Below are 13164 nucleotides of genomic sequence, written 5' to 3' on the forward strand. Positions count from 1 at the left end.
GGAGCCATGAAGATCACAGCGGTGCGCACGCATCTGCTCGAACACCGGCTGGATACGCCGTTCGAAAGCGCATCCATGCGTTTTGATCGCCGCGCCCATATTCTGGTGGAAATCGAATGCGACGACGGAACCGTCGGCTGGGGCGAATGCCTCGGCCCGGCGCGGCCCAACGCCGCCGTGGTTCAGGCCTATTCCGGCTGGCTTATCGGCCAGGACCCGCGTGAAACCGAAAAGATCTGGGCCGTGCTTTATAACGCCCTGCGCGATCAGGGCCAGCGCGGCCTCAGCCTCACGGCCCTGTCCGGCATCGATATCGCGCTGTGGGACATCAAGGGCAAGCATTATGGCGCTTCCATCTCGATGCTGCTCGGCGGGCGCTGGCGCGAAAGCGTGCGGGCCTATGCCACCGGCAGCTTCAAGCGCGATGGCGTCGACCGCGTGTCGGACAATGCGTCCGAGATGGCGGATCGCCGGGCGGAGGGCTTTCATGCCTGCAAGATCAAGATCGGCTTCGGCATCGAGGAGGACCTCCGCGTCATCGCCGCCGTGCGCGAGGCGATTGGGCCGGATATGCGGCTGATGATCGACGCCAATCACGGCTACACCGTCACCGAAGCCATCGCGCTCGGCAACCGCGCCGCCGACTATGGTATCGACTGGTTCGAGGAGCCGGTGGTTCCCGAACAGCTCGATGCCTATGCCCGCGTGCGGGCCGGCCAGCCGATACCGGTTGCGGGCGGCGAGACCTGGCACGGGCGTTATGGCATGTGGCAGGCGCTTTCCGCCGGTGCGGTGGATATTCTCCAGCCCGATCTCTGCGGCTGCGGCGGCTTTTCTGAAACGCAGAAGATTGCGGCGCTCGCCACGCTGCACGGCGTGCGCATCGTGCCGCATGTCTGGGGCACTGGCGTACAGATTGCGGCAGCCCTGCAATTCATGGCGGCGATGACGCCCGATCCGGTGCGGGTCAATCCCGTCGAGCCGATCATGGAATTCGACCGCACCTATAATCCGTTCCGGCAGGCCGTGCTGAGCGAGCCGATAGAGGCGGTAAACGGCGTCGTCACGATCCCGAACGGCCCCGGCCTCGGAATAGAGATCAACCGCGACGCATTGCTTGAATTCAGGATGCCAGACCCGTGAGCGAACTTGTCAGAAAACTGAGCGGCACAGCGCCCCGGCCCGCTTTCCCGAAAGGCGCCGTCGATACGCAGATGCATCTCTATCTGCGCCACTATCCCGCCCTGCCGGGTGGACCGGGCCTGCCGCCGGGCGCTCTGCCCGGACCGGAGGATTATCGAAGCCTCATGCGATGGCTCGGCATCGACCGGGTCATCATCACCCAGGGCAACGCCCATCAGCGCGATAACGGCAACACGCTCGCCTGTGTCGCGGAAATGGGCGAGGCGGCCCGGGCGGTGGTCATCATCGATGCCGCAACGACCGAAAAGGACATGGAAAAGCTTGCCGCCGCAGGCGCCGTCGGTGCGCGTATCATGGATTTGCCGGGCGGTGCGGTGAACCTGTCCGAACTGGAAGCCGTGGACGAGCGCGCGCATGCGGCGGACTGGATGGTGGCGGTGCAATTCGACGGCAATACGCTGCTCGATCGCCTGCCGCGCCTTCAGAACATCCGCTCGCGCTGGGTGTTCGATCACCACGGTAAGTTCTTCAAGGGCATCAGAACCGACGGACCGGAAATGGCGGCGCTTCTGAAGCTCATCGACCGCGGCAATCTCTGGTTCAAATTCGCCGGCGTCTACGAAAGTTCGCGCGAGAGCTGGCCCTATGAGGACGTCGCCGCCTTTTCGCGGGTGATTGCCGCCCATGCGCCGGAGCGCATCGTCTGGGGCACCAACTGGCCGCATAATTCCATCCGCGAGACGGCGGCTTATCCCGACGATGCCCGGCTTGCGGAACTCATACTCGGCTGGCTGCCGGATGAAGCGGCGCGCCACCGCGCGCTGGTGGAAAATCCGGAAGCGCTGTTCAAGCTGTCGCCAGTCACGGCGGCATAGGTCAATCGGGGATGGCCGGGGAAGGGAGGTCCCCATCATCCTTTTAAAGTGAAAGGTCTTTGCATGCCGGCCCGGATGGGCGTGAAAAATCGGTCCGATAGCCTTGGAGGGGCTGGATCGTTTCAACAATGGAGGAGGAAAGCATGAAAAAGATTGCAAGCATGATGTGCGTCGCGATGGGGATCGCGCTCGCCGGTGTTTCCGCCAAGGCGCAGGAAATCACCCTGCGTTCGGCCGATATTCATCCCGACGGTTATCCGACAGTCGAAGCGGTGAAATACATGGGCGAGCTTCTGGCCGAGCGCAGCAAGGGCCGCATCAAGATACAGGTCATGAACAATTCCGTTCTCGGCGGCGAGAAGGATACCATCGAGCAGACCCGCTTCGGCGTCATCGACATGAACCGCGTCAATGCCGCGCCCTTCAACAATCTGGTCAAGGAAACCACCGTCCTCGGCCTGCCTTTCCTGTTCCGCTCGACGGAACACATGCACAACACGGTCGACGGCCCGATCGGCGATGAGGTTCTGGCGGCCTTCGAACCGCACGGCCTCATCGGTCTCGCCTTTTACGATTCCGGCGCGCGGTCTTTCTACACCACCAAAAAGCCCATCGAAAAACTCGCGGACCTGAAGGGCCTGAAAATCCGCGTGCAGCAGTCGGATCTGTGGATTTCGATGATGCAGGCCTTTGGCGCCAACCCGACGCCGATGCCGATGGGCGAAGTCTATTCCTCGCTTGAAACCGGTGTCGTCGACGGTGCGGAAAACAACTGGCCCTCTTACGAATCCGCCCGCCACTACGAAGTTGCGAAGAACTATTCGCTCACGGAACATTCGCTGAACCCGGAAATCCTCGTCATTTCCAAGGTCTCTTACGACAAACTCTCTCCGGAAGATCAGAAGCTGTTGCGTCAGGCGGCCAAGGATTCCGTCGGCAAGATGCGTGAACTCTGGAGCGCCCGCGAAAAGGCATCGGAAGAAAAGGTCCGCGCCGGCGGCGTCAACGTCATCAAGGTCGACAAGGAGGAATTCGCTGCCGCGATGGGTCCCGTCTACGACAAGTTCGTCACCGATCCGAAGATGAAAGACCTTCTGGAACGGGTGAAAGCGGTCAAGTAATGCGCGGAAAACCGGCCCTGGGAACAGGGCCGGTTTTCTTTTGTCGCCGTTGACGCGGAGGAACAGACAATGCGAAATTTCATGCGGGCCATTCGCCCCTTTCTCGGCGCGCTCAGTCACGCGTCGCTTTATATTGCCGGTATCGGCATGATCGCCATGACGCTTATCGTCGGCTGGCAGGTCTTTGCGCGGTATATTCTGAACGATTCACCCAGCTGGTCGGAGCCGCTGTCGCTGCATCTCATGTCATGGTTCATCATGCTGGGGGCGGCCGTCGGCGTGCGCGAAAGCGTGCATCTGGGGCTGGATATCCTGCGCTACATGATGCCGCCACGGGTGCAGAAGGGAATGGACCTTACCAGCCTTGCCCTGATCTTTTTCTTCGGCGCCGGCATGGCCTGGTATGGCACCTCGCTTTCCATGGGCACATGGACGGCGACGATCCCGGTTCTCGGCTGGCCGGGCGGCACGGATTTCTTCCCGCTGATCGGCGGCGGTTTCCTCATCGCGCTGTTTGCGGCTGAACGTTTCGTCGATCTCGCCATCGGCGAGGAGATTGCGGCGGATGTGATCGTGCAGGAGGCAGCGTAGATGGCTTACACCATTCTCTTCGGGGTCTTCACCCTGCTGATGCTGATCGGCACGCCGATAGCATTTTGCCTCGGCATTGCCTCTTTCGCCACGGTTCTTTATCTCGGCCTGCCGCCCATTGTCGTGTTTCAGCAGATGAATTCCGGCATGAACGTGTTTGCGATGATGGCGATACCGTTTTTCATCTTCGCCGGCGACCTGATGGTGCGCGGCGGCATCGCCCATCGCCTCATCCGCTTCGCGGCCGGCCTCGTGGGACACCTGCGCGGCGGTCTCGGCCAGGTCAACATCGTGGCCTCGACGCTGTTCGGCGGCATTTCCGGTTCGGCCGTGGCCGACGCCTCGGCCGTCGGCGGGCTGATGATCCCGCAAATGGCCAAGCGCGGTTATGACAGGGACTATGCGGTCAATGTCACGGTCAATGCGGCCATCATCGCGCTGATGATACCGCCCTCGCATAACATGATCCTTTATTCGATTGCGGCGGGCGGCAATGTTTCGGTGGCCGATCTTTTTACCGCCGGCATCGTTCCGGGTTTCCTGCTTGCCGCGGCGCTGATGGTGACGGCCTATATCGTCGCCCGGCGCAAGGGTTATCCTTCCGAGCCGTTCCCGGGCTTCTCGAAGCTGATGTATTATCTCCTGGCCTCGTTCCCCGGCATCCTGCTGATCGGCATCATCTTCGGCGGTGTGCGTTCGGGCATCTTCACCGCGACGGAAAGTTCCTGCATCGCGGTTCTCTATGCCTTCCTCGTTGCGATGCTGGTCTATCGCGAACTGGACTGGAGCGGTTTCGTGGAGGCGGTGATGGGTGCGGTGCGCACGACGGCCATGGTTCTGCTGGTCATCGGCACGGCGGCGTCCTTCGGCTGGCTGATGGCCTTCCTGCAGGTGCAGACGCTGATGATTGCCGCAATCAGCGCGATTTCGGACAATCCGATCATCGTGCTGCTCGTCATCAACGTCATCCTGCTGTTGCTCGGCACCTTCATGGATATGGCGCCGATGGTCATCATATCCACGCCGGTGCTTCTGCCCGTGGTGAAGGCCTTCGGCATCGACCCCGTACATTTCGGCGTGGTGATGATCCTGAACGCCGGTATCGGGCTCAACACGCCGCCAGTCGGAACGGTGCTTTTCGTCGGCTGCGCGGTCGGCGGCATATCGATACGGGAAGCGATGCGGACGATCTGGCCGTTCTTCGGGGCCAGCATCGCGGTGCTGCTTGCCGTCACCTATATTCCGTCGCTGTCCCTGTGGTTGCCGTCACTGTTCCGGTAATTCCAGCGCTCTCAAACGAGAAGGCCCCGCTATGCCGGGGCCTTTTCCGTTTCAGTGGCAAGCAGCCTCTGCTGCTCGTGTTCGTCAAAGGCCAGGAGATTGCCATGCCGGCTGCGGCGTATGCGGTTCATATGGTCGCGCGGGCTTAACCCCAATGTCCGTTTGAACATGCGTGAGAAATAATAGGGGTCGCCATAGCCCACTTCGGCGGCCGCTGCCGTAACCGAAAGCCCAGCCTCGAGAAAATGCATGGCGCGCTCCATGCGTTTGAACTCCTGATATTTACGCGGCGTCCGTCCCACCCGTTTTTGAAATTCGCGCAGAAAATAATCGCGATTATAGGGAGCCGCGTCGGTCGCCCGGCCGGCAATGTCGGGGTCGAGCGGATTGGCCGAAATCATGGTGATCGCCTTCATCACCGCAAGGTCGAGGCCTTCCGTACCCTCCGGCTGGAAACTCGGCCGGTCGACCCATCCGAGGAAGGCGTCGTCGATGAAGGCGATGAGAAGCACCATGAAAAGATGGTGCTGGCCAAGCGTGACGGAGGAGGGCGGGGCGCTCTGCCGGTAGTGGCGCACCAGCGGTTCCAGCAGCGGCCAACGGCTCAGCTTCACTTTGGGCTTCAGGTCCATCTGCGCGATCAGGTTGTGGCGGCCGTAGATATCCAGCGTGAAATGCTGCGCCACCCCGCGATAGGTGACGGCCTGCTCGTTCCAGCCGATAAAGCGCTGCCCCCGGAAAATCAGCATGGCGTCACCGGGTTCCAGCATCCGCGCCTCGCCATCGACGAGATAATGCCCGCGCCCTTCCAGGCAGATGATGAGGTCGTCCACCTGATTGGATTTGTCGATCTGCCAGGTGCGCGAATGCTCCATCTTGATCGTTGCGCGCGTCAGGTTGAGGTTGAGCGCCGCAGGCGGAACGGACGATAGAATGCCACCTTCGATTTCGTCCATCTTTTTCCTCGTCTTTGTTAATTCACCTTGGCGCGGAAATTTGGTTTTGTCACCGCATAAATTGCTTTTACGCGCCGTATCAATGAGGGAGGAGATCGGTCGCGGCGAGAAATTGCGCCATCACGCGCCTGCCGCCTGCCGTTCCGGGAGAATCACTTGTACGAAATTGTATTCTGTCATTCGCGTTCCACCGGGACGCGGGGAGGAGCATTATGAAATCTCAGCGCTTCCTCGGGCTGGGATATCTGACGCCTTATATCGTCGGGCTTTTGGTCTTCACGGCCATCCCGTTTCTCGGCTCGCTCTATCTCAGCTTCACCCGTTACGATCTGATGAGCGATCCCACCTGGGCGGGGCTGGCCAATTACGAGCGGCTGTTCACCCGCGACCGCACCTTCATGAAATCGCTGAACGTTACCCTGTTCTACGTGTTTCTGACGGTGCCGCTGAAGCTTGCCTTCGCGCTGTTCATTGCGGCCATACTCAATTACAAGCTGCAATTCATCAACTTCTTCCGCACCGCCTTTTACGTGCCGTCCATTCTCGGCGGCTCCATCGCGATTGCGGTGCTGTGGCGCTATATCTTCGCGAGCGAGGGGCTCGCCAATATGGCGCTGGCCGCCATCGGCCTGTCGCCGGTGGACTGGTTCGGCGATCCGGGCAATGCGCTTTTCACCATCACGCTGTTGCGCTGCTGGCAGTTCGGTTCGGCCATGGTGATCTTTCTCGCCGCCCTGCAATCCATCGACAAGTCGCTTTACGAGGCGGCCGCCATCGATGGCGCGGGCAAGGTGAGAACCTTCTTCTTCATCACGCTGCCGCTTCTGACGCCCGTGATCTTCTTCAACCTCATCATGCAGATGGTGCAGGCGTTTCAGGAGTTCAACGGGCCTTATATCATCACCCAGGGCGGGCCGCTGAAGTCCACTTACCTGCTGCCTCTTTATATCTACGACGAGGCCTTCAAGAAGTTCAACATGGGCTATGCCTCCGCCATCGCCTGGGTGCTCTTTACCATCATCACCGTGCTGACCCTCGTGGCCTTCTGGTCCTCGAAGAAGTGGGTCTATTACGCCGGCGACAAGCGGAACTGATGCCATGACCGATATTGCAACCCTGAACGACATGCAGGCGGCCCGCCGGGCGCGGCTCAGGCTCGTCTCCACCTCAGTCCGCTACGTGCTTCTCTTCGCGGTCGGCCTCATCATGCTCTACCCGCTGATCTGGCTGGTGGGCGCAAGCTTCAAGACCAATTCGGAAATCTTCTCCGGCGCCGGCTTCATTCCTGAAAACCCGACGCTGGACGGCTATATTCGCGGCTGGGAAACCTCGACGCCCTATACGTTCGGCCGGTTCTTCTGGAATTCGTTCCTGATCATCCTGCCGAAAGTCATCGGCACGGCGATTTCCTGCACCATGGCGGCCTATGCCTTCGCACGCTTCGATTTTCCATTGAAGAAAATCCTGTTCGGCTCGGTCATCGCCATCCTGCTGTTGCCGAATGTCGTTACCCGCATTCCGCAATATATCCTGTTTCGCGATCTCGGCTGGCTGGACAGTTTCCTGCCGCTCTGGGTGCCGTCCGCGCTCGCCGGCGATGCCTTCTTCGTTTTCATGCTGGTGCAGTTCCTGCGCTCGCTGCCATCGGACATGGAGGAGGCCGCTCGGGTGGATGGCGCCAACAGCCTGCAGACGCTGATTTACATCGTCGTGCCGATGCTGGCGCCGGCGCTGATCTCGGTCTGCCTGTTCCAGTTCATGTGGACGATGAACGACTTTCTAGGGCCGCTGATCTACCTGTCCTCGGTCGACAAATATCCGGTGAGCCTGGCGCTCAAACTCTCCATCGACACCACCGAAGCCTTCGAATGGAACCGCATCCTGGCGATGTCGGTGCTGACGATCGCGCCTGCGCTGATCGTGTTCTTCGCGGCGCAACGGTATTTCATTGAAGGGATCTCGTCTGGCGGGGTCAAGGGCTGAAAATGGCAAGCGTACAACTTAAAAATCTCGAAAAAATCTATGGCGGCAGCTTCAAGGCCGTGCACGGCATCAATCTCGAGGTCGAGGATGGTGAGTTCATGGTGTTCGTCGGCCCTTCCGGCTGCGCCAAATCCACGACATTGCGCATGGTGGCGGGGCTGGAAGAAATTACCGGCGGTGAAATCCTGATCGGCGACCAGCGCGTCAACGACCTGCCGCCCGGCAAGCGCTCCATCGCCATGGTGTTCCAGAATTACGCGCTTTATCCGCATATGAAGGTGCGCGGCAATCTCGCCTTCGGCCTGAAGATCGCCGGTGTCGCCAGGCCCGAGATAGAAAAGGCAATCGATAATGTCGCGCGCATTCTCGAAATCGAGCCGCTGCTCGACCGTCTGCCGAAGCAGCTCTCCGGCGGGCAGGCGCAGCGTGTGGCGCTGGGCCGCGCGCTCATCAAGAAGCCCGGCGTGTTCCTGTTCGATGAGCCGCTGTCCAATCTCGACGCCAAGCTGCGCGCCTCCATGCGGGTGCGCATCACCGATCTGCATCGCCAGCTGAAGGCGGAGGGGCTGTCCTCGACGGTCATTTACGTCACCCATGACCAGACGGAGGCCATGACCATGGGAGACCGTATCTGCGTCATGCAGGCCGGCCGCATCATGCAGGTCGCGACGCCGAAGGAGCTTTACAACCACCCCGCCAATCTCTTTGTTGCCGGCTTTATCGGCACGCCGGAAATGAACCTGGTGGATGTGGCAATCGAGGATGCGGAGTTCGTCATCGCTGGCCAGCGGCTGCCGATCGGCGCGCATCTGGAGCAACGGCTATCGGCGAGACCCGCGAATGCCGTCATCGGCATCCGCCCGCAGCATCTTGCGCTGGCGGGGGAGACGGATGGCCCGGCGCTGCAGGCGAAACTCACCAATGCGGAGTTCATGGGCCACGAGGTCTATCTGCACGCCGATCTAGGCGGCCAGAAAGTCGTCAGCGTCGTTGGCGCGGCGGAATTCGAGGCACTCGGGCGCGACGGCATCCTGCGGCTGAAGCCGGACCCGGAGAAGCTGCATATTTTCGACAAGGCCGACGGTCGCAACGTCTCGCTGTGAGGAGCGGACGGGTGTGCCTGATTTTTCGAGGAGGAGAAGAACAATGAAGACGATGACAAGAATGATGGCGATGCTCGCAGGCGCCGCTTATGTGGCGATGGCAACCGCTCCGGCGGCAGGTGCTGCGGAACTGCGCATGTCGTGGTGGGGCGGCGAAAGCCGCCACGTCGCCACCCAGAAGGCCATTGCCGCCTGTGGCGAGAAATACGGTCACACGGTGAAGGGCGAATTCACCGGATTCGATGGCTATCTGGAAAAGCTCACCACCCAGATGGCCGGCAAGACGGAGGCCGATATCGTTCAGGTCAACTGGCCGTGGCTGCCGCTGTTTTCCAAGAACGGCGAAGGTTTTGCCGATCTGCGCCAGCTGAAGCCGCTCGATCTTTCGCAATGGGCCGAGAGCGATCTGGACGCCGGTTCGATGAACGGCGTGCTGCAGGGGCTTTCCGTTTCCACCACCGGCCGCGTCTTTTTCTTCAACGCCACCACCTTCGAAAAGGCCGGCGTGGAAATTCCGAAGACCTGGGACGAGTTTTTCGCGGCAACCAAGACCATCAAGGAAAAGCTCGGCAAGGACTATTACACCTTCAATGCCGTGAAGGAGACTGCCCAGCTTCTGGTGACGCTGGCCGTCGTGCAGAAGACCGGCAAGGATCTGGTCGATCCCAAGACCAACCGTGTGGCCTGGACGCCGGAGGAGCTGGCCGAGGGTATCTCTTTCGTCGGCAAGCTGGTCGAAACCGGCTCCATCCGCTCCCAGAAAGAGGAAGCGGCCGACGGTAACGTCAATCTCTATGAAAAGCCGTCCTGGTCGGAAGGCCGGATTGCCGGCTCCTATGAATGGGATTCGACCTATTCGAAATATGCCGATCCGCTGAAGGAAGGGCAGGTTCTGAAACCGGTGCCGATGCTGAAGCTTGCCGATGCCGTGACCGAAGGCGTCTATCGCAAGCCTTCCATGGTGTTTTCGATCTCGAAAAACTCGAAGAACCCGGAAGCGGCCGCGCAAGTTCTGAACTGCCTGCTGAACGAACCGGAAGGCATCGATGCACTCGGCACCTCACGCGGTCTGCCCGCCTCGAAGGCTGCGGCGGCGCGTCTGGGGAACAAGGGCGAGCCGGAAGTGCGGGCCGCCAACGCCATAGTCATGGCCGCGTCGGGACCGGTGGTGTCGCCCTTCAACGAACATCCTGAAATTCGCTCGGGCTTCATCGATACGCTGGAGGAATACGCCTATGGCCAGCTGACGGCGGAAGAGGCGGCCGAGCAGATCATCGATACGACCAACGATGTTCTCGCCAAATTCGATTGACGACCATGGCCTGCCGCCTGCATGGCGGCGGGCTCCCTATCCGGCTGCCGGATGATGTGAGGCGTGTCCGCCAAGGGTTTGGCCGGACGGGCACCAAAGACGAGAAAAGAGCATGAACGAACCCCTTATCATCGCGTCTTCGGCGCGAACGGCAGCGCTTTGCCTTGCCGCTCCCGGCGCTCGCTATTTCCTTTCATCCAAAACGGTATGGCGTCTGACGTCGGCGGATGGTGACGAGCGGCGCGGCGAAACCGCGACCGTGGTGACGCTGCTGCATGATCTCTCCCCGGATACCCGCTATGTCTTCGAAGCGGAAGGGTTCGGACAGTTGGCGTTCAGAACCGCCGCCTGTGCCGGGCTAGTCGAGGCTGCGGCGTTCTCCCTCATGCCGGATGTTGCGCTCGATGATGAGACACGCGCGCGCGCCAATGCGCAGGCGCTGGAAAGGGCCGTGGCTGCGGTGCCGCAGGGCGGCACGTTGCGTCTCACGGCCGGTCTCTGGACGGCCTTTCCCGTACGCCTCAAAAGCAACATGACCTTCCACCTTGCCGAAGGAGCCGTGCTGCGCGCGCCCTCCAGCCGCAGGGGCTGGCCGATCCTGCCTGCCCGCGATGAGGCTGGACGCATGCTCGGAAGCTGGGAAGGCTTGCCGGATGCCTGTTTTGCCGCACCGGTTCACGCCATCGCGGCAGATAATCTCGTCATCGAGGGCAGGGGCGTTCTGGATGGTTCGGGCGATAGCGGCGATTGGTGGAGCTGGCCGAAAGAAACCCGCGACGGCGCGCGCCGGCCACGCGGCCTGCATCTCGTTTCCTGCCGGAAGACAAACCTGCTCGGTTTCACCATCCGAAATGCAGCCTCCTGGACGATCCATCCGCAGGGCTGCGAAGACTTGATCGCCGCCGGCCTCAGCATCGTCGCACCGCATGACAGCCCGAACACCGATGGTTTCAACCCCGAAAGCTGCCGTAACGTCACGATATCAGGCGTGCGCTTTTCCGTCGGCGACGATTGCATCGCGGTGAAGGCGGGAAAGCGCGGCCCCGATGGGGAGGACGATCATCTCGCGGAAACGCGCGGCGTTCGGGTGCGCCATTGCCTGATGGAGCGGGGCCATGGCGGGTTGGTGATCGGTTCGGAAATGTCCGGCGGTGTGCATGACGTGGCGGTTGAGGATTGCGACATGGTCGGCACGGATCGCGGTCTGCGCCTCAAGACACGGCGCGGGCGGGGCGGCACCGTCAGCAATATCGCCATGCGCCGGGTGCTGCTGGATGGCGTGCAGACCGCGCTTTCCGCCAATGCCCATTACCATTGCGATGCCGATGGACATGATGACTGGGTGCAATCGCGAAACTCGGTGCCGGTCGATGGCGGCACGCCCTTTATCGACGGTATTACCGTGGAGGATGTCGAAATTCGCAATCTCTCCCATGCGGCCGGCGCTTTTCTTGGCCTTGCCGAAGCGCCTATCCGCAACATCGCCATCAGCAATCTCACCATCGTCTCGCGTGATCCTTCGGCCATCGCAACGCCGCCGATCATGGCCGACCGGGTGCGTCCCATGCGCCATGAGGCGATTGTTTTCGAGCAGGCGCATATAGTCTGCGATAATCCCGCCCTGCTGAGCGATGCTTCCGTTTCCATTGTGTCAGATTCCGATTGAGAAAACCGATGAAAGCCACTGAATATTTTGATCAATTCTCCAGTCGCTATAAGCATTACAAGGGCGGAAGCTGGTGTTATGAGGATGGATGCGTTTATCGCGGCCTGCAGCAGCTGTTCGAGGCGACCGGGGAAGCGCGCTGGAACGACCATCTGCATCGTCTCGCCGATGCACAGATAGCGCCAGACGGTACACTCGCCGGTTACGATCCGCAGGAATATAATATCGACCATATCCTCGCTGGCCGTATCCTCTTTCCCCTTGCGGCGGAAACGGGCGATCCGCGTTACCTCGCTGCGGCGGAGCATCTGGCGGGGCAACTGCGCAGCCATCCGCGCATCGCATCCGGAAATTACTGGCACAAGAAGCGTTATCCGCATCAGGTCTGGCTGGACGGGCTTTACATGGGGCTTCCTTTCCAGATCGAATACGCGCAGGCGACGGGGCGGGCGGAACTGATCGACGATGCGCTGCGGCAGTTTTCAGCAGCGCTCGCGGCGACGGCGGATAGCGGTGGGCTCTATGCCCATGGTTACGACGACAGCCGCAGCCAGCGCTGGGCCGATCCGCAAAGCGGCAAGTCTCCCGCCATATGGGCGCGCGCGGTGGGCTGGCTCTCCATGGCGCTGGTGGATGCGCTCGCCATCCTGCCGGAGGACGGCGCGACGGCGGCGCTTCGCAACAAGACGCAGTTGCTTCTGGCCGGTGTCATCGCCCGGCAGACCGAGGCCGGCCTCTGGATGCAGGTTCTCGACAATCCGGGCCTTGCGGGCAATTATGAGGAAACATCCGCCTCGGCCATGTTTGCCTATGCCTTGCTGCACGCAGTGCGGTTGAAGCTCGTGCAGGGCGAAGAGGCGAATGCCGCCATTTCGGCGGGCCGTCGCGCGCTTGAGGCGCTTCTGAAAACGCGGCTGAAAACCGATGAAGAGGGCGTGACGCGCCTCACCGGCATCGTGCATGTCGCGGGCCTTGGCGGCTTTGAGGGCAATTATCGCGATGGAACGCCGGAATATTATCTGACCGAGCCGGTGGTGTCCGACGATGCCAAGGGCGTCGGGCCGCTGATGATGGCCTATGCCGATAGCCTGCTTCTGGCCAAGCCGCAGGCGCAGGCTGTTTCAGCGGCGTGA

General features: G+C 61.1%; 12 protein-coding genes. 11 read left to right on the forward strand and 1 reads right to left on the reverse strand.

Going from position 1 to position 13164, the window contains the following annotated elements:
- Positions 1 to 6 precede the first annotated feature (6 nt).
- The 5 genes from EM858_RS17775 to EM858_RS17795 all read left to right on the forward strand — a co-directional run bounded on the left by EM858_RS17775 (position 7) and on the right by EM858_RS17795 (position 5011).
- The gene (locus EM858_RS17775; RefSeq protein WP_127757491.1) at positions 7 to 1143 is read left to right on the forward strand and encodes a D-galactarolactone cycloisomerase; all 1137 of its coding nucleotides are present in this window, start codon (positions 7 to 9) and stop codon (positions 1141 to 1143) included.
- The gene (locus tag EM858_RS17780) at positions 1140 to 2018 is read left to right on the forward strand and encodes an amidohydrolase family protein (protein ID WP_127757492.1); all 879 of its coding nucleotides are present in this window, start codon (positions 1140 to 1142) and stop codon (positions 2016 to 2018) included. Before EM858_RS17775 ends, EM858_RS17780 begins: the two co-directional genes overlap by 4 nt.
- A 143-nt stretch (positions 2019 to 2161) precedes the next feature.
- Positions 2162 to 3139: a TRAP transporter substrate-binding protein gene (locus tag EM858_RS17785; protein ID WP_127757493.1), complete on the forward strand. Its 978-nt coding sequence runs from the start codon at positions 2162 to 2164 to the stop codon at positions 3137 to 3139.
- A 69-nt stretch (positions 3140 to 3208) separates the two neighbouring features.
- Positions 3209 to 3730, forward strand: a complete 522-nt coding sequence (locus tag EM858_RS17790) for a TRAP transporter small permease (RefSeq protein ID WP_003522682.1) — start codon at positions 3209 to 3211, stop codon at positions 3728 to 3730.
- Positions 3731 to 5011 carry a TRAP transporter large permease gene (locus tag EM858_RS17795; protein WP_059757073.1) on the forward strand — a complete coding sequence of 427 codons (1281 nt, stop codon included), beginning with the start codon at positions 3731 to 3733 and terminating at the stop codon, positions 5009 to 5011.
- A 29-nt stretch (positions 5012 to 5040) separates the two neighbouring features.
- Here EM858_RS17795 and EM858_RS17800 read toward each other — a convergent pair whose 3' ends face one another.
- Complete coding sequence (locus EM858_RS17800) at positions 5041 to 5967, reverse strand: AraC family transcriptional regulator (RefSeq protein WP_127757494.1); 927 nt, start codon at positions 5965 to 5967, stop codon at positions 5041 to 5043.
- A 212-nt stretch (positions 5968 to 6179) separates the two neighbouring features.
- Between EM858_RS17800 and EM858_RS17805 the strand changes: the two genes are divergently transcribed.
- From EM858_RS17805 to EM858_RS17830, 6 genes are all read left to right on the forward strand, one after another.
- On the forward strand, positions 6180 to 7061 hold the full coding sequence (locus EM858_RS17805; RefSeq protein ID WP_127757495.1) for a sugar ABC transporter permease: 882 nt from the start codon (positions 6180 to 6182) through the stop codon (positions 7059 to 7061).
- Positions 7062 to 7065: 4 nt separating this feature from the next.
- Positions 7066 to 7950 (forward strand): carbohydrate ABC transporter permease, encoded by an 885-nt coding sequence (locus tag EM858_RS17810; protein ID WP_059757080.1) that lies wholly within the window; start codon positions 7066 to 7068, stop codon positions 7948 to 7950.
- A gap of 2 nt (positions 7951 to 7952) precedes the next feature.
- Positions 7953 to 9053 carry a sn-glycerol-3-phosphate ABC transporter ATP-binding protein UgpC gene (gene ugpC / locus EM858_RS17815; protein WP_127757496.1) on the forward strand — a complete coding sequence of 367 codons (1101 nt, stop codon included), beginning with the start codon at positions 7953 to 7955 and terminating at the stop codon, positions 9051 to 9053.
- Positions 9054 to 9096: 43 nt separating this feature from the next.
- Positions 9097 to 10365 (forward strand): ABC transporter substrate-binding protein, encoded by a 1269-nt coding sequence (locus EM858_RS17820; protein WP_127757497.1) that lies wholly within the window; start codon positions 9097 to 9099, stop codon positions 10363 to 10365.
- A gap of 112 nt (positions 10366 to 10477) precedes the next feature.
- Positions 10478 to 12031, forward strand: coding sequence for a glycoside hydrolase family 28 protein (locus EM858_RS17825; RefSeq protein ID WP_127757498.1), 1554 nt, complete (start codon positions 10478 to 10480; stop codon positions 12029 to 12031).
- Between the two features lie 8 nt (positions 12032 to 12039).
- Positions 12040 to 13164, forward strand: a complete 1125-nt coding sequence (locus EM858_RS17830) for a glycoside hydrolase family 88 protein (RefSeq protein ID WP_127757499.1) — start codon at positions 12040 to 12042, stop codon at positions 13162 to 13164.

The sequence above is a fragment of the Agrobacterium sp. CNPSo 2736 genome, from assembly GCF_004005385.1.
GTDB classification, from domain to species: Bacteria; Pseudomonadota; Alphaproteobacteria; order Rhizobiales; family Rhizobiaceae; genus Agrobacterium; species Agrobacterium leguminum.

Excerpts from the sequence above, each read along its gene's own strand:
- ugpC (WP_127757496.1), top strand. The coding sequence starts at position 7,953 with ATGGCAAGCGTACAACTTAAAAATCTCGAAAAAATCTATGGCGGCAGC.
- EM858_RS17785 (WP_127757493.1), top strand. The coding sequence starts at position 2,162 with ATGAAAAAGATTGCAAGCATGATGTGCGTCGCGATGGGGATCGCGCTC.
- EM858_RS17775 (WP_127757491.1), top strand. The coding sequence starts at position 7 with ATGAAGATCACAGCGGTGCGCACGCATCTGCTCGAACACCGGCTGGAT.
- EM858_RS17830 (WP_127757499.1), top strand. The coding sequence starts at position 12,040 with ATGAAAGCCACTGAATATTTTGATCAATTCTCCAGTCGCTATAAGCAT.
- EM858_RS17825 (WP_127757498.1), top strand. The coding sequence starts at position 10,478 with ATGAACGAACCCCTTATCATCGCGTCTTCGGCGCGAACGGCAGCGCTT.
- EM858_RS17800 (WP_127757494.1), bottom strand. The coding sequence starts at position 5,967 with ATGGACGAAATCGAAGGTGGCATTCTATCGTCCGTTCCGCCTGCGGCG.
- EM858_RS17805 (WP_127757495.1), top strand. The coding sequence starts at position 6,180 with ATGAAATCTCAGCGCTTCCTCGGGCTGGGATATCTGACGCCTTATATC.
- EM858_RS17820 (WP_127757497.1), top strand. The coding sequence starts at position 9,097 with ATGAAGACGATGACAAGAATGATGGCGATGCTCGCAGGCGCCGCTTAT.
- EM858_RS17790 (WP_003522682.1), top strand. The coding sequence starts at position 3,209 with ATGCGAAATTTCATGCGGGCCATTCGCCCCTTTCTCGGCGCGCTCAGT.
- EM858_RS17795 (WP_059757073.1), top strand. The coding sequence starts at position 3,731 with ATGGCTTACACCATTCTCTTCGGGGTCTTCACCCTGCTGATGCTGATC.
- EM858_RS17810 (WP_059757080.1), top strand. The coding sequence starts at position 7,066 with ATGACCGATATTGCAACCCTGAACGACATGCAGGCGGCCCGCCGGGCG.